Source organism: Amycolatopsis acididurans (genome assembly GCF_012328925.1).
GTDB lineage: Bacteria > Actinomycetota > Actinomycetes > Mycobacteriales > Pseudonocardiaceae > Amycolatopsis_E > Amycolatopsis_E acididurans.
Window position 1 is genome coordinate 59,335 of sequence record NZ_JAAXLS010000021.1, and the last position, 18,478, is coordinate 77,812.

Consider the following 18,478-nt stretch of genomic DNA (forward strand, 5'->3'; position numbering starts at 1 on the left):
CTACTTGTACTACGACAGTAAGACTATAGAACAAGTCAAGAGTCTTCAGTTGAAACTGGACAGTTTTAACTGAAGGAATTACCGTGGGGGTATGGCAGAGATCGACGTCTCCGAGCAGGCCGTGCGCGCCGCCGCCGACCTGCGTTCCCTGGTCAGCAAGCTGCGGCGGAAGTTTCGCGAGCTCAAGACCGGTGGCGGGCTCACGCCGTCGCAGACGTCGGCGCTCATCCGGCTGGGCAAGGAGGGACCGTTCTCGGCGAGCGAGCTGGCCGGGATCGAGGGCATGCGCCCGCAGTCGATGGCCGCGATCCTCGCGGTACTCGGCGAGCACGGGCTGATCGAGCGCAGCCCGGATCCCGAGGACGGCCGCCGCCAGGTCATCACGCTCACCGGCGCCGGCCGCGAACGGTTCGAAGGCGACCGGCAGGCACGCCGCGAATGGCTCGCCCGCGCGATGCAGGAGCGCTACAGCGATGCCGAACGCGCCACCATCACCGAGGCGCTGGCACTGCTGGAAAGACTGGTCGCGGAATGACCACAGCGGTGCGCTTCGACCGGCGTCTGATCGCGCCCATGATCCTGGGTTCGATCCTGAACCCGGTCAACTCGTCGATGATGGCAGTCGCGCTGATCCCGATCGGCCTCGCGTTCGGCGCGCCCCCGGCGGAAACCGCGTGGCTGGTGTCCGGGCTGTACCTGGCCACCGCGGTCGGCCAGCCGGTGGTGGGCCGCCTGATCGACATCTACGGGCCACGCCGCCTGTTCCTCGCGGGCACCGGACTGGCGGGGATCGCGGGCGTGCTCGGCATGGTCGCGCCCTCGCTGTGGGTGCTCGTCGTCGCACGGGTTCTGCTGGGGCTCGGCACGTGCGCGGGATATCCGGCCGCGATGTACCTCATCCGCCGCGAATCCGACCGCACCGGTCAGCAGACGCAGGCGTGGGTGCTGACGATGCTGTCCGTCTGCACGCAGACCATCGCGGTCATCGGCCCGACGCTGGGCGGACTGCTCATCGGCGCCGGCGGCTGGCACACCATCTTCTCGGTCAACATCCCGCTGTCGCTGGCCTCGATCGTGCTCGGCGCGCTGTACCTGCCCGGCACCGAAGTCCACAAGGGACAGTTGAAGAGCATCGACTTCACCGGGATCGCGCTGTTCACCGCGATGCTGATCACGCTGCTGCTGTTCCTGATGCACCCCGGCGGCGGCGACTGGTACCTGCTCGTGCTCACCGCCACCGCGGGCACGGGGTTCGTGATCCGCGAGCTGGGTGCGCCCGAGCCGTTCCTCGACCTGCGCGTGCTGGCGGGCAACGGTCCGCTGCTGGCCACGTACGGGCGCACGTTGCTGTTCTACGTCGTGGCCTACGCGTTCCTTTACGGCTACACGCAATGGCTCGAAGAGGGGCGCGGGCTGAGCGCTTCCGTCGCGGGCCTGCTGTTGCTCCCGCTGTCCGGCACCTCGGTGCTCGTGGCCGCGCTCACCGGCCGCCGGGTCGAAGTACGCGGCAAGCTCGTCGCGGGCACGATCTCCCTGATCGTCAGCTGCGTGCTCATGACGATCGTCGGCGCGGGTACCGCGCTGTGGCTGCTGGCGGTGGTCGCGGTGCTGATGGGCATCCCGCAGGGGCTGAACAACCTCGCCAACCAGAACGCCCTGTACCACCAGGCGGATCCGGCACGCATCGGCTCGTCGGCCGGTCTGCTGCGCACGTTCGGCTACCTCGGCGCGATCACCGCGTCGGTCGCGAACGGCGGGTTCCTCGGCGCGAACGCCGGCACCTCCGGAATGCACCACCTGGCCGTGTTCCTGCTCGTGATCGCCGTGGTCCTGCTCGCGGCGACGCTGGTGGACCGTTCGCTGAAAAAGTATGGAAAGGAAGAAATACGTGGCTCTCACCACGATTGACGACAACACCGCCCTCGTGCTGATCGACCTGCAGAACGGGATCATGAGCGCCCCCGCCACCCCGCACAGCGCGGCGGACGTGCTGGCGCGCTCTGTCGAACTGGCCGAGGTGTTCCGCGAGCACGGTGCCCCGGTGGTGCTCGTGCGGGTCTCGCGCGCACCGAACGGGATCGACTGGGTGCCGGGCCGCACCGAACAGGGCGGGCGCACCTCGAACGGCACCCCGCCGCAGGGCTGGGACCAGATCGTCGACGACCTCGCCGGGCACGCCGGGGACATCGTCGTGACCAAGCGGAACTGGGGCGCCTTCTACGGCACCGACCTCGATCTGCAGCTGCGCCGCCGCGGTGTCACCCAGATCGTGCTCGGCGGCGTCGCCACCAGCATCGGGGTGGACTCCACCGCGCGGGCGGCGTTCGAGCACGGCTACCACGTCACGCTGGCCACCGACGCGATGTCCGATTTGGACGCCGACGCGCACCGGCACAGCGTGGAGAAGATCTTCCCCCGGCTCGGCGAAACCGGCACCACCGCCGAGATCGTGGAGCTGTTCGTCAAGACCCGGAGCTGAGCCGGGCCCGGCGATGCGCGGCCATTCGCACCGGGGCGTTGGCCGCGCCATAACCGGCGTAACCACCGATCCGTTGCACCACCTCGAAGAACACGCGCGAACCGGCCAGCGGGGTGTAGAAGTGCAGGAACTCGCCGTTCGCGTCGCGGTCGTAGAGCACCGAGTACTCGCGCAACTCGGCGAGCAACCCCGGCGGCAGCGCCAGCCGCGCTTCGAGGTCGTCGTAGTAGTTGGCCGGGATCTCCAGGACCGGCAATCCCAGTGCGCGCATGGCTTTCGCGCTGGCGAGCGCATCGTCGCTGGCGAACGCGATGTGCTGCGGGTCCTGGACTCCCGGCGCCCAGTCGCCGCGCCGGAGCACGGCGACGCTCAGCGCGATCCGCACCGAATGACCGGCGTCGGCCATCGGCAGGCTGCGCACGAGCCCGAACGGAGCCGCGAACTCGGCCGCCGATTCCGGATGCAGTCCCAGCAGCGAGCGGTAGAACAGCGCGGCACCGTCGAAGTGGTCGAAGGGCTGGGTGAGCGCGACGTGGTCGATCGCGGTCAGCCCGGTGTCGCGTTCGGCCTCGCCGGTGGGTGTGAAGTCCGCGAGCCAGCTGTCGGTGCGGCACAGGAAAACCGACGTGCCGTCCGGGGCGGCGACGGCGGTGAGATCCGCCTCGTCGGCCTGGTGCTCGCGCGGCAGGCGCGGGGCCAGCAGCTTCTCGGCGCGTTCGGCGGAGGCCGCCGGATCGGCGCTTTCCATCGCGAGTGCGCTGATGGCGGATTCGCCGGGCGCCGCGTTCTCGTTGAGCAGCACCCGCACGGTGCCCTGCTGCCACAACTGGACCGGCTTGGACCGGTGCTGCGCGACGTGGCTCAGGCCCAGCTGGGAAAGCGCTTGCGCGACCTGCGGCCCGGACACGCTCAGCTCCGCGAACGAATGCCCGGACAGCTTGGGCGGCGCCGGGATGCTCGTCGCGGCCACCGTTTCCCGCAGGCTCACCAGCGAGCGCATCGCGTCCACCGCCGCGTGCCGGGGATCGGCCTGGCGGAAGACGTCGTTGAACACCTCCAGCGACAGCGGCCCGTCGTATCCGGCGTCCAGTACGGCCTTGACGAAACCGGTGAGATCGAAGGAACCCTGACCCGGGAACAGGCGGTAGTGGCGGCTCCACTGCAGCACGTTCATGTCCAGCCGCGGCGCGTCGGCCAGCTGCAGGAAGAACAGCTTCGACGCGGGAATCGTGCGGATCCCGGCAGGATCGCTGCCGCGCGAAAGCACGTGGAAACTGTCCAGGCACACCCCGAGCGCCGGATGATCCGCGCGCCGGACGATGCGCCAGGAATGGTCGTAGGTGTTGACGAAACGGCCCCACGCGAGGGCTTCGTACGCGATCCGGATGCCGCGCTCGGCGGCCATGGAGGCCAGCAGGTGCAGCTGTTCGGCGGCCAGATCGTCGTCGTCGACGGCGTCGGGGGAGACCGTGGAGCACACCAGCATCGTGTCCGCGCCGAGCTGTTCCATCACGTCGAACTTGCGCTCGGCGCGGCGCAGGTTGGCGGCCAGCACGTCCGGCGGCACCGCTTCGAAATCGCGGAAAGGCTGGTAGAGATCGATGGACAGGCCGAGGTCGGCGCAGTGCTCGCGCAGCCGCGCGGGCGATTCCGGCGAGGCGATGAGGTCGTTTTCGAAGATCTCGACGCCGTCGAACCCGGCCGCGGCGGCCGCGGTCAGCTTGTCCTCCAGCGTGCCGGACAGGCAGACCGTGGCGATGCTTCTGCGGTCAGACATGGGCATCCTCCCCGACGAGCGTGTCGAAGTGGCGCAGCATCCGGTCCGCGTCCGGTTCCAGCCCGGTGAACAGGCGGAACGAGTCCACGGCCTGGAAGACCGCCATCTTGCCGCCGTCGAGCACGCGGCAGCCGCGGGCGCGGGCGGTGGTGAGCAGTTCCGTGTCCAGCGGCCGGTACACGACGTCGGCCACCCACACCTCGGGCCGCAGCAGATCGGCGGGCACGGCCGAACCGGGGTGCTCGCGCATCCCGGTCGGGGTGGCGTGCGCGATCCCGTCGGCTCCCTTGAGCGCGACGGCCAGGTCCTCGGCCGGTTCCGCGCGGCCCGCGCCGAACCGCTCGCAGAGTTGCGCGGCCATGCCCTCGCGGCGGTCGGGATCGGTGTCCAGTACGCGCAGAGTGCCCGCGCCGAGCGTCAGCAGCGCGTGCGCGACCGCCACGCCGGCGCCACCCGCGCCGATCAGCACGACGGTGTCGAGCGAGGCGTCTTTCAGGCCGAGCCGGACGCTGCGCGCGAACCCGGAAACGTCGGTGTTGTGCCCGATCGCCCTGCCATCGGTGAAGACGACGGTGTTGACCGCGCCGAGTGCGGCGGCGTCGGGGGAGAGCTCGTCGAGGTGCTCGATCACGAGCTGCTTGGCCGGGTGAGTGACGTTGAGGCCGGTGAAGCCGGTGAGCCGCGCGGCGGCGAGCAGTTCGCCGACCGCGGTGGCGGGCAGGCCGAGCACGTCGAGGTCGAGCCGGCGGTACAGGTAGCGCAGACCCAGCTCGTCGGCCTCGCGCTCGTGCAGCGCGGGCGTCAGCGACGGGCCGATGCCGGTTCCGACCAGTCCGATCAGGTGGCTTGCACTCACTCGGCCTCCTCGCGACGTAATGAACGAACTAGCTAGTTAATTGTAGCGTGCACCGATCCTGTTACGGAAGTCGCGTTACAGTGGCCATCATCCGGTCACGTCCTTGCGAGGGGATTCCTTGAGCGCACAACCTGCCGAAGTCGCCGGTGGCGAGCGATCCCGCGACCGGGACCGGACGCGCGCCGACATTCTCGACGTCGCGACGGGCGAGTTCGCCGACAAGGGCTACGCCGGCGCGCGGGTGGACGAAATCGCCGCGAAGACCAGCACCACCAAGCGGATGATCTACTACTACTTCGGTAGCAAGGAGGGGCTCTACGTCGCGGTGCTGGAGCGCGCGTACGCGGTGATCCGCAACATCGAGCAGGAAATCGATGTCGAGCACCTGGCCCCCGTCGAGGCGATCCGCAGGCTCGCGGAGGCGACCTTCGACCACCACGAGTCGCATCCGGACTTCATCCGGCTGGTCAGTATCGAGAACATCCACGGCGCGTCCTACATCGAGCGGTCCTCGATGCTGTCCGGACTGGCGACGCCCGTGGTGGACGTACTGGGCCGGATCCTGGAGCGGGGTCGCGCGGACGGCGTCTTCCGCGAGGACGTCGACCCGCTCGACGTGCACATGATGATCAGCGCGTTCTGTATCTTCCGCACCGCCAACCGCTACACGTTCCGCGCCATCTTCAACCGGGACATGCTGGACCCGGCCCGCCGCGAGCACTACCGCACGATGCTGGGCGAGATGGTCCTGGAGTACCTCACCGCCAAATGAGGTGGTTTCCGGCATCGGGCCGCGACTACGCGTAGCGAGACCGGGGTCACCGGTGTGAGGGCGCACTTCGGCCGGTCCGGCAAAACCGTGCGAGCCTCTTGACAAGCCGCCGCGCGTGACTCAGCATCTGCAATTAACCATCTAGTACATAACTATCTAGTTCGTTCAGCCCTGCTCCTGCAATGGCGCGACAGAGGAGACAGCCGTGACCGCTCAACCAACCCCCACAGCAGGCACGCCACGAAAAGCGGCGTTGGCCGCGTGGGTCGGGAGCGCACTCGAGTACTACGACTTCTTCATCTACGGCACCGCGGCGGCGCTGGTGTTCGGGAAGGTGTTCTTCCCCGGCAGCGATCCGGCCGTGGGCACGCTGCTCGCCTTGTCGACCTTCGGCGTCGGCTACGTGACCCGGCCGCTGGGCGGGATCCTGCTCGGCCACATGGGCGACAAGTTCGGCCGCAAGCGCGTGCTGGTGCTCACCCTGCTGCTGATGGGACTGTCCACAGTGCTCGTCGGCTGCCTGCCCAGCTACGCGGCCGCGGGCACGGCGGCGCCGATCCTGCTGGTGATTCTCCGTCTCCTGCAAGGACTTTCCGCTGGTGGTGAGCAGGCCAGCGCGAACTCGATGAGCCTGGAGCACGCCCCGGACAACCGGCGCGCCTACTTCACCAGCTTCACCCTCAGCGGCACGCAGGCGGGACAGATCATCGCGACCGCGGTGTTCCTGCCCGTGGCCGCGATGCCGCAGTCGGCCCTGCTGTCCTGGGGCTGGCGGGTGCCGTTCTGGCTGAGCGCGCTCATGGTGCTGGTGGGCTACCTGATCCGCCGCAGGCTCGACGAGACCCCGGTGTTCGAGCAGGAGGTCAAGGACGACAAGGCGAAGCTGCCGCTGGCCGTCCTGTTGCGGGATCACTGGGCCGACGTGCTGCGGGTCGTCGTGGCCGCGCTGATCGCTTCGGTGAGCACGATCTTCACCGTGTACGCCCTGACCTACGCGGTGAACACGGTCGGCCTGGCCAAGACGCCGATGCTGTGGGTCGGCGTGCTCGCGAACGTCGCAGCCGTCATCACGATTCCGTTGTGGGCCAAGCTTTCCGACCGGATCGGCCGTAAGTCGATCTTCGTGATCGGTTCACTGGGCTGCGCCGTGCTCATTTTCCCGTATCTCGGTGCGATCTCGACCGGTTCGTGGGGTTGGATCTTCGTGCTCGGTATCGGGATGTTCGGTGTCGTCTACACGATGACCAGCGCCGTGTGGCCCGCGTTCTACGGCGAGATGTTCACCGCACGCGTTCGCTTGTCGGGCATGGCGATCGGCACCCAGATCGGGTTCGCGATCAGTGGTTTCCTGCCGAGCATCGCCGCCGCCGTCGCCGGCTCCGGCAAGGGCGCCTGGCTCGGGGTGTCGATCTTCACGGCGGGGTTGTGCCTGGTCAACGTGCTCGCCGTGGCGACAGGGCGCGAGACCTACAAGGTCCCGACGGAGCGGCTGGGGCTCAAGGACCGTTCGCCGCTGTCGGGCGGGCCCAAGGTCGAGGTCGGTCGTTGAGCTGCTACCGCGTTTACGCGCTCTGCTACGCCCGGCGGACCGGGCGGCGGGGTCAGAACTTCTGCGGTTATGACGAGCATTGGGACGAGCCGCATCCCACGGCCTACTACGTGTGGCTGGCGGTGTCCGACGAGCACACCGTGGTGGTCGACACCGGGATCGGCCCGTCCCGTGCCGATGGCTTCTCCGATTACGTGAACCCGGTGCGGTTGGTCGAGGACATCGGGGTGCGGGTGGGTGAGGTGGACCGCGTGGTGCTGACCCACCTGCACTACGACCACACCGGCACCGCGGGTTCCTTCCCTTCGGCGCGTTATGTTCTGCAGCAGTCCGAAGTGGACTACTGGACCGGTCCGTGGTCGTCCCGCATCTCGCGGGAACAGTGGCTGCTGGACAAGGAAGATCTCGACGCGGTGCTGGGCTCGGGACGCGTGGACCTCGTCGACGGCGATGCCGAGGTGCTGCCCGGGCTGAGCGTGCACCTCGTTGGCGGGCACACGGCCGGGATGCAGGTCGTGCGCGTGGCGACCGCGCGGGGGCCGGTCGTGCTCGCCTCGGATGCGAGCCATTTCTACGAGAACATCGAGGACGACCGGCCCTTCCCGATCCTGCATTCGATGCCCGGGATGTACGCGGCGTTCGACCGCATCAACGCCCTCGCCGGTGATCCGTCGCTCGTCGTCGCAGGTCACGACCCCGAGGTGCTGCGGCGTTTCCCGGCCGAGACCGAGCGGATCGCGCGCATCGCGTGACGGTTCGGTCCTTACCCTGGCTCGACGCGGAACACGGCGATCCGCTCCGCGGCGGCGGCCACCCCGTCGGGGGTGGGGGAGTCGGCGAGGCCCGTGGTGACGTAGCGCTTACCGACACTCGCCGGGCTCTTGGTGACGAGTTCGCGGAGTAGCGGGCGCCGCTCTTCGACGGGTACCTCGGCAAGCCGGGCGGTCGAGGAGCGGCGGCCGCGGCTGAGGGTGACGGTGGTGGCCGCCCGGACGTTCGCGACCCACGCGGCGTGCGGATAGGCCTGGATGATGTAGCGCCCGCCGGCGATCTCGAGCACGGCGATCGGAAACGTGCGTGGCTGCCCGGTGCGCCGCCCCGCGACGGTGAGCAACTGCATCGGCCCGAACGCGATGCCGGCCCGCTGAAGTGCGGTGATCACTTTGTTGATCCGGTTCACCATCCGGCGGTATCTCTGCGCCTGCTGTGTCATGCCTCGAATGTAGTACGGAACTCATATGATCTCCAGTGGATATTTTGGGTGTGAGTGGGCCAGTCGCGGGAGAAACCTCAACCCGAAAAGGTCGCGCGGCGGAGGAAGCGCCGGCGTGGGCAGTCCTGGTGCCCAAGCCACAACAACGCTGTCGCCTCGTGCACGATGTGTGCCAACGCGGGCGCGACCTGCTGATCTGGCTCCGGGCGCGGAAGTGGTGGACACTGGCGGTATGGCGGATCCCAAGGAAACGGTGACCGCGTTCCTCGCGGCGCTCGAACAACTCGACATCGATGGCGCTCTCACCCTCGTGACCGACGACATCGTCTACCAGAACGTGCCGCTGCCGGCGGCCCGCGGCAAGGCGGCCGTGGAGAAGCAACTCCGCATGATGGCCAAGTACGGCACCGGCTTCGAGGCACGCACGCACCACATCGCGGCGGACGGCCAGGTGGTGCTCACCGAACGCACCGACGTCCTGCGCGCCGGGGCCTTCGAGGCCGAGTTCTGGGTGTGCGGCACCTTCGAGGTGCGCGACGACAAGATCGCCCTCTGGCGGGACTACTTCGACTGGACCACCCTGCTCGCCGCCAGCGCACGCGGGGCCGGGAAGGCGCTGGTCTCCACGATCTCCCGCCGGCGGACGCGGCAGGCAGTCGGCTGACCGGCGCCGGACACAACCGCGGCTCCCCTCCGGAACTACCGCTTCAGTCCGCTTAGGACGCCGCGGTAGATCTCCTCGAAGCGGGTGACCGTGCGGGTCGCGTCGTGGCTCCGGGCCATGGCGTGGCTTGCTTCGGCCATTCGGGCGCGTTCGTGCTCCGACGAAAGGACGCGGTTCAGTGCGGCGGCGAGTCCGTCGACGTCGCCCGATGTGAACAGGAAGCCGTTTTCCCCGGGGCGGACGAGGTGTGGCAGGGCGACCGCGTCGGCCGCGACGACCGGGAGGCCGGAGGCCATCGCCTCCAGGGTGGCGATGCTCTGCAGCTCCGCGATCCCCGGCATGACGAACACGTCCGCCGCCGCGTAGACCAACGGTAGCTGCGCGTCCGGGACGTAACCGAGGAAGAACACGCGGTCGGCCACGCCCGTCCGGTGCGCCAGCCGCTCGAGCTCGAACCGGCGGACCCCGCGCCCGGCGAGCACGAACTGCGCCGGCACACCGGGCAGCGCGCGGATGACCTCGTCGAGCCGCTTCTCCGCGTCGAGCCTGCCCACGAACGCGATCGTCGGCACATCCGGCAGGTGGAACTCCTTGCGTGCCACCACCTTCGGCCGCTCCGAGGGGTGGAACCGGCCGAAGTCCACGCCACACGAGACCGGCTCCACGTACCGGCCGAAGCCGTACCGGGCGAGCAGGTCCGCGGCCGCCTGCGTCGGCGTCGTGAGGTGATCGGCACGGGCGTAGATGCGCCGGAAATCGTGCCACGCCACGCTCTTCACGGGCCTGTGCAACCAGCCCGGCAGATACGGCAGCAGGTTGTCCGGCATGAAGTGGTTGGTCGCGACCACCGGAATCCCGTGCCGCCGCGCCGCGGCCATCGCGGCCCGGCCGATCGTGAAATGGTCCTGCGTGTGCAGCACGTCCGGCATCAGCTCCGCCACCAGCCCTCGCAGCGCCCTTGGCACGCCGACCGGCGGCACGAACCGCACGGTCGGATGGATCACCAAGGGCACCGATCTGAGCCGGTGCATCCGCACGCCGTCCTCGGGAACATCCTTGCGCGGCCCGGAATCCGACGCGCACACCACATGCACGTCGTGCCCCAGCTCGGCCAGGCCGGTGGCCAGCCGGTAAGTGAAGAACGAACTTCCGGACAGGTCCGGGGGATAGGTGTCGGTTGAGATCAGGATGCGCATGTCCGGCTCTCCTCGATGCGCTCGGATTCGACGGCGTAGGACCGGGCGAGTACGACGACGCCCAGCACGATCACGAGTGCGGACACCCCCATCCAGCCGAGCAGGAACGGGCTCGACGGCAGCGGGTCCCCGATCAGCAGGATCCCGACGGCGGACGCCGCGACGGGATCGGCGATCAGCAGTACGGCGTAGGCCAGCGCGAACCGGGACATCCGGTACGCCTGCTGCTGCGAGACCCCACCGGTCGCCAGCAGCGCGATGATCAGCAACGTCAGCCAGTGCACGAACGCCAGCGGATTCTCGGCCATCCGGTGGCCGATCACCCCGATGAACGCGGACGCGATACCGAACGCCGATCCGGCGGTGAGCGCGAGCAGCACCGCCTTCACCCCGGGCGGCGCGGCGGTGATCAGCACGACGCAGATCACCGCGATGGTGACCGACGCGAGCAGCAACGCGATGCCGGTCGGTACGTGTGGCTGCGTCGCGGTGCGCGGCAGCACGATGAGCAGCCCGGCGAGCCCCGCGACGACCGCACAGCACCCGGCGATCGCGGTCGCCTGCAGCTTGCGCCCGTCCAGCACCGCTTTCGCGACGACGGCGAACAACAGGCCGAGCGTGCCGACGGGCTGGATGACACTGACCGGCCCGTTGCTCAGCGCCACCACATGCAGCGAGACCCCGGCCACCGCGCACAGACCACCGAGCAGCCAGCGCCGGTTTCGCAGCAGGCGCAGGAAAAACCGCAACCGCGTCGAGTCCAGCGCGGTCACGACGGCGCGCTCCTGTATCGCGGCACCGGCCGCCAGCAGCAACGCCCCGATCGCAGCCAGGACGACCGCGACCGCGAACATGGCTCAGGCGCCTCTGCTCGAGAGCATCGGAGTGCTCGCTACGAAGTTCAGCGGAAACCCCACGTTCGAAATGGTATCGGGCCGGCCAAGGCCCGCATCCGGGAATTACCCGGATGTGATCCCTTGGGTGACGCCCGGTGGCAGGGGACTGCCTCGGCGGGATGCCGCTGGCGTACCGGACCGCGGACTTACTTCACGCGGCCCGGTGCGCCGGTCGTCGACAGGGTTGCCTTCGTCATCAGGCAGGCTGGGAGCTCAGCTCATTTGATGACCGGGTAGGCCAGGTGGGTCACCCCGTTGCCCTCGATGACGGCAGGGTCGCCGAGCCGCACGGGCGCCGTGGACAGGTTTTCGAACCACCGCACGCCCTCGCCGAGCAGTACGGGCACGAGGTCGACGTTGATCGCGTCGAGCAGGCCGGCGTTCAGGCACTGCTGGGCGATCTTGGCGCTCGCGACCACGACGTTCTTGTCACCGGCGGCCTGCCTGGCCACCTCGACGGCCTTCTCGACACTGTCGACGAAGGTGAAGTTCTCGGTGTGCGGCCAGTCCTGCGGCGGCTCGTGCGTGACGACCACGACCGGCACGCCGAGCGGGTGGGTGCCGCCCCAGCCCTGGGTGATGTCGAACAGGTGCCGCCCCGCGATGAGCGCGCCGACGCCGGCCAGCGCGTCCCGCATGTACCGGGCGCTGGCGGGCGACATCTTGAACGTCGCCCACTCGACCGCGGTGGGCACCTCCACCTCGCCGTTGCCCATCCAGCCGAAGAGCTGGTCGATCCCGTCGGCCTGGTCGGCGATGAAGCCGTCGAGCGAAGCGGACATGTTGGCGATGACCTGGTTCATTGCTGTCTCCCAGTAGATGTTCCGTTGTGGACACCGAGAACTCTGCCGTCGCGGCTCGCCCGGAAAATCGGCCAGCTGGCCGATATGGCCACCGGGCCGGGCCGAGGCTGGCAGACTGACCTGCGATGAGAACCCTGCCGGTGCCGCCGACCTCGTTCGTCGGGCGAGCGGCCGAACTGACCGCGTTGTGCGAGGCGCTCGCGAACGCGCGGCTGGTGACCGTCGCGGGCCCTGGCGGGTCCGGCAAGACCCGGCTCGCCATCGAGGCGATGAAACGCCAGCCCGGATCGCCGTTGTGGGTCGATCTCGCGGCGGCGAGCGACCCGGTGGCCGAGGTCGCGCGCGTGACCGGTGTCGCGCTCGCCGCGAACGAGCCCGTCCAGCTGGCGCGGCAGCTCGCCGGGCGCGAACTCGTGCTGTGCCTGGACAACTGCGAACACGTGCTCGGGGTGGTCGCGGATCTGGCGATCGAGCTGCTGGCGGCCTGCCCTGACGTGGTGCTGCTGACCACGAGCCGTGAACCGCTGCGCGTCGCCGGCGAACTCGTGTGGCGCATGCCTTCGCTGGGCGCCGCGGACGCGGTCGCGTTGTTCGAGGCACGCGCGGGTGCGGTGCCGGGCGAGGCACGCGAGGCGGTGCGCACCGCGTGCGCGCGCCTGGACGGCATCCCGCTCGCGATCGAGCTGGCCGCCGCGTGGGCCGGAACCCTGTCGGCGCAGGAGATCCTGCGCGGCCTCGACGACCGGTTCTCGTTGCTGATCCGGGGGCCGCGCGGCGTTCCGGCGCGGCATCAGACCCTGGCCGCGTCGATGGCGTGGAGTCACGATCTGCTCGACGAGACCGATCGCGTGCTGTTTCGCAGGCTCGGCGTGTTCGCCGCAGGGTACACGCTCGAGACGGCGCGGGCGGTGTGCGGGACCGACGGGCTGGACGTGCTCGGCGGGCTGGGAAGGCTGGTCGACAAATCCCTGGTCATCGCCGACACCCGGGCCGCGACGACCCGCTACCGGATGCTGGAGACCGTCCACGAGTACGCCGTTTCCCGGATCGCCGCGGCGGGGGAGGCCGAGCTGCTCCGGGACCGGCATCTGGACGCCTTCCTCGCGCTGGCCGAGAAAGCCGAGCCCCTGCTGGAACGGGACAAGGACGCCTGGCTCGACCTTGTTCGTGCCGAGGAGGACGAGTTCCGGGCCGCGCTCGAAACCGGGCTCGCGGCCCAGGACCGCGATCGCGGGCGCAGGCTCGCCGCGGCGCTGGCGTGGCTGTGGCACCTGGGCGGCCGCGGTGAGGAGGGCATCGCGTTCCTGCGGCGCGCGATCGAACACGGGGACCGGAGCGAACTGCAGGCGCGCCTGCTGACCGGGCTCGCGCTCGTCGCCGACACGACGCGGCCTGCCGGGCTCGAATACGACGCGGCGCAGGCGGCGCTGGAGATCACGAAGGATCCCTCGACCGCGGGGCTCGCCTTGCTGCTGAGCGGAATCGGTCGGTTCTTCACCGATCTCGAAGGTGCGGCGAAACTCGCCGAGCAGGCCAAGGCGACGGGCTCCGGTTTCGTCACCGACGGCGCGATCGCGCTGACCGGCATCGTCCGGCACCTGCAGGACCGGCACGACGAGGCAGTGCCCCTGCTGAAGGAGGCCGTCGAGGGCCTCATCGCGCGCAAGGACCGGGGAGTCGGCTCGACCGCGCTGGCGTTCCTGTCCACCAGCGAGCTGTACACCGGCGATCTCGGACAGGCCCGTCGATTCGCCCTCGAGGCGGTGAACATGGCGGCGCCGCTGGGCGACTACCACCGCATCGGGCTCGCGCGCAGCGCACTCGCCATGGCCGAGCTGGCCGCGGGACACGTCGACAACGCGGCCGCGGCGCTGTCCCCGATGCTCCGGCTCGTGGAGAGCGCGGACACCCCGCCGTTCGTACCCGGCCTTTCGCGCGCGATGGGCTACCTGCGGCTCGCGCAGGACCGGCTCGATGACGCGCTGAGGTGGTTCGGCCGTGAATCCGACCTGTTCGGGGACCTCGCGCCGCAGACGCTGCTCGGGCTCGTGACCGCCCGGCGCCTGTCGGGGGACAGCGTGGATGCGGCGCAGCTCTGCGAGCGGGCGCTGGAAGCCGGGCGGCGGCTCGGCATGCCCAAGGTGATCGGCGACGCGCTCGAAGAGTCGGCGTTCCTGGCCGGGGAGCGCGCCGGGGACCTGCACCACGAGGCGCTGGCGATCCGCGCCGAGCACGGGCTGTGGCCGGACTGCGTGCGCAGCCTCGAAGCACTGGCCGCACTCGGCAGCGAGGTCGAGGCGGCGCGGCTGTCGGCCGCCTGCGCACGGGCGCGGCAGGAGATGGGGCTGCCCCACACGCCGGCGGATTCGGGGGAGGAGCGCGTGCTCGAACTGCGTGAGGCGATCGAGTACGCGCGGCGGGCGCGGGGCAAGCGCGGACGGCCCTCCAGCGGCTGGGCCAGCCTGACCCCGGCCGAGCAGAGCGTGGTCCGGCTCGCGGCCGAGGGGCTGAGCAATCCCGAGATCGGATCGCGCCTGTACATGAGCCGCAGCACGGTCAAAACGCACCTGTCGCACGTCTACGCGAAGCTGGGCGTCACCAACCGCACCGAACTGGCCGCTGTGGCGAAGCGCACTGAATGAGAGCGGCGTCACTCCCGTACCTTTCGAAAGAGCAAGACCGCACGGAGCGAGCGTCGCCGCGACAGCAGAGGAGCAAGCGTGAGCCAGCCCGGACACGTCGTCGTGATCGGTGCCGGGCTCGGTGGTGTCCGCACCGCCGAGCAGCTGCGGACCGCGGGGTTCGAGGGCACGATCAGCCTGGTCGGCGCCGAACCGCACGCACCGTACGACCGGCCGCCGCTGTCGAAGCAGGTGCTCACCGGAGCGTGGACGCCGGAGCGGATCGTGCTGCGCGACCACGACGCCCTCGCGGAGCTGAAGGTCGACACGCATTTCGGCGTGCCTGCCGTCGCGCTGCACGATGGTGCCGTCGAACTCGCCGACGGCACGACGCTGCGGGCCGACGCGTTCGTGATCGCCACCGGCGCCGATCCGCGCAGGCTGCCCGGCCAGCCGGACGAGGTCCACACACTGCGAACGCTGGACGACTCGCTGTCGCTGCGCAGGGCTCTGGAGGGAGCGAAGTCGCTGCTCGTGGTGGGTGGCGGGTTCATCGGTGCGGAGGTCGCCAGCGGTGCGGTCGCGCAGGGCCTGCAGGTGACCGTGCTCGAAGCGCTGCCGGTGCCGTGCGAACGCGCACTCGGCCCCGAGGTCGGCGTCCTGTGTGGACGGTTGATCAGCGAGGGCGGGGTGGACCTGCGGCTGGGCGCCAAGCTCACCCGGTTCATCGACGCCAACACCGTCGAGCTGGCCGACGGCGAGCGGCTGAGCGCCGACGTGATCCTGGTCGGCATCGGTGCGGCGCCGTCGCTGGAGTGGCTGCGGCGCGAGGGCGTGGACACCGCGAACGGCGTCGCCTGCGACGGGCACGGCCGGGTGCTCGGCACGTCGGGCGTGTGGGCGGTCGGTGACGTCGCCGCGTGGGAGGATCCCGTGCGGGGCAGGCATTTCCGCAACGAGCACTGGACCAGCGTGACCGACCAGGCCGCGGTCGTGGCTCGGGACATCGCCGGCGCCGAGCCGCCGCCGGAGACCGTCCCGTACTTCTGGTCGGACCAGTTCGGGCTGAAGATCCAGGGCATCGGGCGGCCCGAACTGGGCGACGAGGTCGTCCGGCTGAAGGGCGAGGGGCTGTCGGGCGGTGCGGTCAAGGGCACCGTCGCGGGGTACTTCGCGGGCGGCCGGCTCATGGGTGTGGTCGGTTTCGGTGCCGCCAAGTGGGTGGCCCGCTACCGCGCGCTCGTCGCGAAGGGCGCCGACCGCGCCGAGGCCCTCGCGCTTGAGTAGAACCTGTTATTATTTGTTCTCCTGGCGACCGCTTGGTAGGAGGTTTCCCGTGCGACTGAGCAGCCGCAAAGATGCGTGCGAGGCTCACGGCCAGTGCGAGATGGTGGACGAGAACCTGTTTCCGCTTGACGAGGACGGCTACACGACCGTCCCCGTCGAGGGCGTGGACGTGCCCGCGGGCAAGGAGGAGACGGCGAAACTCGGCGTCGACGCGTGCCCGTTGCAGGCGCTGAAGCTGGACTGAAGCGGCCTCAGGCCCCGGTCACGCTGAGCGTGCCGAGGTTGCCGAACCGGGCCGTGATCGTGCGCCCCCGCTCGACGAAGACGGCGTCGGTCAGGCCACCGGTGAGCACGATCCAGCCCGCCTCGATGGCCAGCCCGCGTTCGCTCAGCGCGTTCGCGGCCAGTGCCAGCGCCTCGGCAGGGTGGCCCTGCACGGCGGCGCCGGTCGCGGTCGCCACGATCTCGCCGTCGACCTCCAGCAGGCAAGCCTCCAGCGCCAGGTCGAGCGCTTCCGGCCGCAGCGAGCCGGGCGCCACCACGAACCTGGCCGCGGAGGCGTTGTCGGCCACGACGTCGGGCAACGCGAAGCTGAAGCCGGAGAACCGGCTGTCGATCACCTCGAACGCGGCGTGCACGCTGCCGACGCTGGCCAGCGCCGTCGCGGCCGTGGCGCCCGGCCCGGCGAGCCGTTCCCGCATCACGAAGGCGATCTCCGGTTCGACCCGCGGGTGGATCAGTTCGTCCAGCTTCACCGGTTCGCCCACCGACAGCGACATCGCGTCGGTCAGCCACGCGGTCAGTGGCGAGGAGATGCCCATGCGCTCCTGCTTCGCGCGCGAGGTCAGCCCGAGCTTGACGCCGACGAGCTTCTCGCCCGCGGCGGTTTTCTCGCGCAGCAGCGCATCCTGGATCTCGTAGGCGGTGCGCAGGTCGAGTTCGGGCCACTCGTCGGTGATGCGGCCGCCGTCGCGGCGGGCCGTTTCGCGGTCGAGAAGCTCGGTCGTCGCGCGCGTGATGGTCCAGTCGGTCATGGGGCTGCTCACTTCCGGCATTCGGCGAGGTCGGTGTACAACGAGGCGCGGGAGATGCCGAGCCGCGCCGCGACTTTCGGGGCCGCGCCGCGCACCGTGAACACGCCGCGTTCGTCCAGCGTGCGCAGCAGCGGCAGGCGTTCCTGGCGGGTGAGGCTGGTGACCGGCTTGGCCAGCGCGAGTTCCTCGGCGCGCACGACGGCGTCGAGGACCTCGTCGAAGTCGTCGGTGAACGTGGTCGTCGGCAGCTGGGCCGGCGCGGTCCCGGCGAGGTCGCCGAGCATGTCCCCGACCTGGCGCAGCGCGGTCACGTCGAGGTTGACGCACAACGCGCCGAACACCGTGCCGTGCGCGTCCCGCAACGGCATCGTGGACGATTTGACGGTGCGGCCCGATTCGGTGCGGGTGAGGTAGTTCAGCTCGGGTTCGGCGTCGTCGCCCTGCGCGAGCATCCGCAAGCCGATCTCGCTCATCGCGCCGCCGACGTGCCGCCCGGTGACGTCGCCGGCCACCGCGACCACCGACCGGTCCCCGCCGCGGTAGTCGTGCAGGACGACCTCGCACGAGCGGCCGAAGGTCGCGGCCAGCCCGGGAATGACGTCCTTGAGGGCGTCGAGGATTGAGTCCGCGGAATCCACGCGCTCAGCTTAGACGTCCGGCTCAGGTGCTGGACACTTTGTCTGGGGGCCGCCGGAACATCGTGGGCTCAGCGCACGCGCAGGCCGTCGAAAGCGACGTTGGCCACCGCGTCGGCCAGTGTCTCCGCGCTGACGCCGCCTCTGGGCTTGTACCACTCGATCAGCGAGTTGACCATGCCGAACAGCAGACGCGCCACAGTGGAGGGGTCCACATCGGACCGCAGATCGCCCTCGGCGACGGCCTTTCCGACGAGTTCGCTGACGATGTGGTCGAACTCGCGGCGGCGGGCCAGCGCGTCCCGCTCCACCTTCGTGTTTCCCCGCACCCGCAGCAACAACGTGACCAACGGCAACCGCTCGACCAGCACCACCACACTGCCGCGCACCAGTTGCTCGAGCCGGTCCACCGCCCGCCCGTCGGCCGAATCGACCTTCGCCGCCTCCGCGAACAGGCCGTCCAGCGCCCGGTTCACCGCCAGCCGCAGCAGTTCCTGCTTGCTCGGCACATGGTGGTAGATCGCGGATTTCGTGATACCCAGCTTCCGCGACAGGTCCTCCATGCTGGTGCCGTCGTAGCCGCGCTCGTTGAACAGCTTGACGGCGACCGCCAGCAGGGACTCCAGGTCGTATCCCGGCCTGCCGCGCCGGGCAGGCCGGGCCGGTGGGGCGCTCGTCATGATCCCGAGTATCCCA

General features: G+C 69.9%; 19 protein-coding genes. 10 read left to right on the forward strand and 9 right to left on the reverse strand.

All coding sequences use genetic code 11. The features are described from left to right. Window positions 1–91 precede the first annotated feature (91 nt). From HFP15_RS25565 to HFP15_RS25575, 3 genes are read left to right on the forward strand one after another with little or no spacing between them, the layout of a single operon-like run. Window positions 92–535: a MarR family winged helix-turn-helix transcriptional regulator gene (locus tag HFP15_RS25565; protein ID WP_210717831.1), complete on the forward strand. Its 444-nt coding sequence runs from the start codon at window positions 92–94 to the stop codon at window positions 533–535. Further along, the gene (locus tag HFP15_RS25570) at window positions 532–1,908 is read left to right on the forward strand and encodes an MFS transporter (RefSeq protein WP_168519296.1); all 1,377 of its coding nucleotides are present in this window, start codon (window positions 532–534) and stop codon (window positions 1,906–1,908) included. Before HFP15_RS25565 ends, HFP15_RS25570 begins: the two co-directional genes overlap by 4 nt. After that, complete coding sequence (locus HFP15_RS25575; protein ID WP_168519297.1) at window positions 1,889–2,479, forward strand: hydrolase; 591 nt, start codon at window positions 1,889–1,891, stop codon at window positions 2,477–2,479. The genes HFP15_RS25570 and HFP15_RS25575 overlap by 20 nt, the downstream gene beginning before the upstream one ends. Here HFP15_RS25575 and HFP15_RS25580 read toward each other — a convergent pair. Beyond that, entirely contained in the window at window positions 2,463–4,262 is a 1,800-nt protein-coding gene (locus HFP15_RS25580) for a bifunctional sugar phosphate isomerase/epimerase/4-hydroxyphenylpyruvate dioxygenase family protein (RefSeq protein ID WP_168519298.1), read from the reverse strand. The genes HFP15_RS25575 and HFP15_RS25580 overlap by 17 nt on opposite strands. Beyond that, entirely contained in the window at window positions 4,249–5,112 is an 864-nt protein-coding gene (locus tag HFP15_RS25585) for a shikimate dehydrogenase (protein WP_168519299.1), read from the reverse strand. The genes HFP15_RS25580 and HFP15_RS25585 overlap by 14 nt, the downstream gene beginning before the upstream one ends. Before the next feature lie 118 nt (window positions 5,113–5,230). On the opposite strand from HFP15_RS25585, the gene HFP15_RS25590 reads away from it, so the two are divergent. The 3 genes from HFP15_RS25590 (at window position 5,231) to HFP15_RS25600 (ending at window position 8,185) form a co-directional block, all read left to right on the forward strand. Beyond that, window positions 5,231–5,884: a TetR/AcrR family transcriptional regulator gene (locus HFP15_RS25590; protein WP_168519300.1), complete on the forward strand. Its 654-nt coding sequence runs from the start codon at window positions 5,231–5,233 to the stop codon at window positions 5,882–5,884. A gap of 205 nt (window positions 5,885–6,089) precedes the next feature. Continuing rightward, entirely contained in the window at window positions 6,090–7,433 is a 1,344-nt protein-coding gene (locus HFP15_RS25595; protein ID WP_168519301.1) for an MFS transporter, read from the forward strand. Beyond that, a complete protein-coding gene (locus HFP15_RS25600) occupies window positions 7,430–8,185 on the forward strand; it encodes an N-acyl homoserine lactonase family protein (RefSeq protein WP_168519302.1) in 756 nt (251 codons plus the stop codon). The genes HFP15_RS25595 and HFP15_RS25600 overlap by 4 nt, the downstream gene beginning before the upstream one ends. Window positions 8,186–8,196: 11 nt before the next feature. On the opposite strand, the gene HFP15_RS25605 is transcribed toward HFP15_RS25600, so the two are convergent. After that, window positions 8,197–8,646, reverse strand: coding sequence for a nitroreductase family deazaflavin-dependent oxidoreductase (locus tag HFP15_RS25605; RefSeq protein ID WP_246272028.1), 450 nt, complete (start codon window positions 8,644–8,646; stop codon window positions 8,197–8,199). Window positions 8,647–8,878: 232 nt separating this feature from the next. On the opposite strand from HFP15_RS25605, the gene HFP15_RS25610 reads away from it, so the two are divergent. Further along, window positions 8,879–9,310, forward strand: coding sequence for a limonene-1,2-epoxide hydrolase family protein (locus HFP15_RS25610; protein WP_168519303.1), 432 nt, complete (start codon window positions 8,879–8,881; stop codon window positions 9,308–9,310). Window positions 9,311–9,345: 35 nt separating this feature from the next. Here HFP15_RS25610 and HFP15_RS25615 read toward each other — a convergent pair whose 3' ends face one another. The 3 genes from HFP15_RS25615 to HFP15_RS25625 all read right to left on the reverse strand — a co-directional run bounded on the left by HFP15_RS25615 (window position 9,346) and on the right by HFP15_RS25625 (window position 12,205). After that, window positions 9,346–10,506, reverse strand: a complete 1,161-nt coding sequence (locus tag HFP15_RS25615) for a glycosyltransferase (protein WP_168519304.1) — start codon at window positions 10,504–10,506, stop codon at window positions 9,346–9,348. Next, complete coding sequence (locus HFP15_RS25620) at window positions 10,494–11,360, reverse strand: DMT family transporter (protein ID WP_168519305.1); 867 nt, start codon at window positions 11,358–11,360, stop codon at window positions 10,494–10,496. The genes HFP15_RS25615 and HFP15_RS25620 overlap by 13 nt, the downstream gene beginning before the upstream one ends. Before the next feature lie 260 nt (window positions 11,361–11,620). After that, a complete protein-coding gene (locus tag HFP15_RS25625; protein ID WP_168519306.1) occupies window positions 11,621–12,205 on the reverse strand; it encodes a dihydrofolate reductase family protein in 585 nt (194 codons plus the stop codon). Between the two features lie 125 nt (window positions 12,206–12,330). Between HFP15_RS25625 and HFP15_RS42245 the strand changes: the two genes are divergently transcribed. The 3 genes from HFP15_RS42245 to HFP15_RS25640 all read left to right on the forward strand — a co-directional run bounded on the left by HFP15_RS42245 (window position 12,331) and on the right by HFP15_RS25640 (window position 16,357). Continuing rightward, window positions 12,331–14,847 (forward strand): helix-turn-helix transcriptional regulator, encoded by a 2,517-nt coding sequence (locus HFP15_RS42245; protein WP_210717833.1) that lies wholly within the window; start codon window positions 12,331–12,333, stop codon window positions 14,845–14,847. 78 nt (window positions 14,848–14,925) lie between these two features. After that, window positions 14,926–16,113 carry an NAD(P)/FAD-dependent oxidoreductase gene (locus HFP15_RS25635; RefSeq protein WP_168519307.1) on the forward strand — a complete coding sequence of 396 codons (1,188 nt, stop codon included), beginning with the start codon at window positions 14,926–14,928 and terminating at the stop codon, window positions 16,111–16,113. A gap of 49 nt (window positions 16,114–16,162) precedes the next feature. Next, a complete protein-coding gene (locus HFP15_RS25640) occupies window positions 16,163–16,357 on the forward strand; it encodes a ferredoxin (RefSeq protein ID WP_210717834.1) in 195 nt (64 codons plus the stop codon). A 7-nt stretch (window positions 16,358–16,364) separates the two neighbouring features. Here HFP15_RS25640 and HFP15_RS25645 read toward each other — a convergent pair whose 3' ends face one another. The 3 genes from HFP15_RS25645 to HFP15_RS25655 form a co-directional block, all read right to left on the reverse strand. Beyond that, window positions 16,365–17,147, reverse strand: a complete 783-nt coding sequence (locus HFP15_RS25645) for a 2-keto-4-pentenoate hydratase (protein WP_168519308.1) — start codon at window positions 17,145–17,147, stop codon at window positions 16,365–16,367. 8 nt (window positions 17,148–17,155) lie between these two features. Then, window positions 17,156–17,785 (reverse strand): helix-turn-helix transcriptional regulator, encoded by a 630-nt coding sequence (locus tag HFP15_RS43955; protein WP_168519309.1) that lies wholly within the window; start codon window positions 17,783–17,785, stop codon window positions 17,156–17,158. A gap of 68 nt (window positions 17,786–17,853) precedes the next feature. Next, window positions 17,854–18,462: a TetR/AcrR family transcriptional regulator gene (locus HFP15_RS25655; protein WP_168519310.1), complete on the reverse strand. Its 609-nt coding sequence runs from the start codon at window positions 18,460–18,462 to the stop codon at window positions 17,854–17,856. Window positions 18,463–18,478 lie beyond the last annotated feature (16 nt).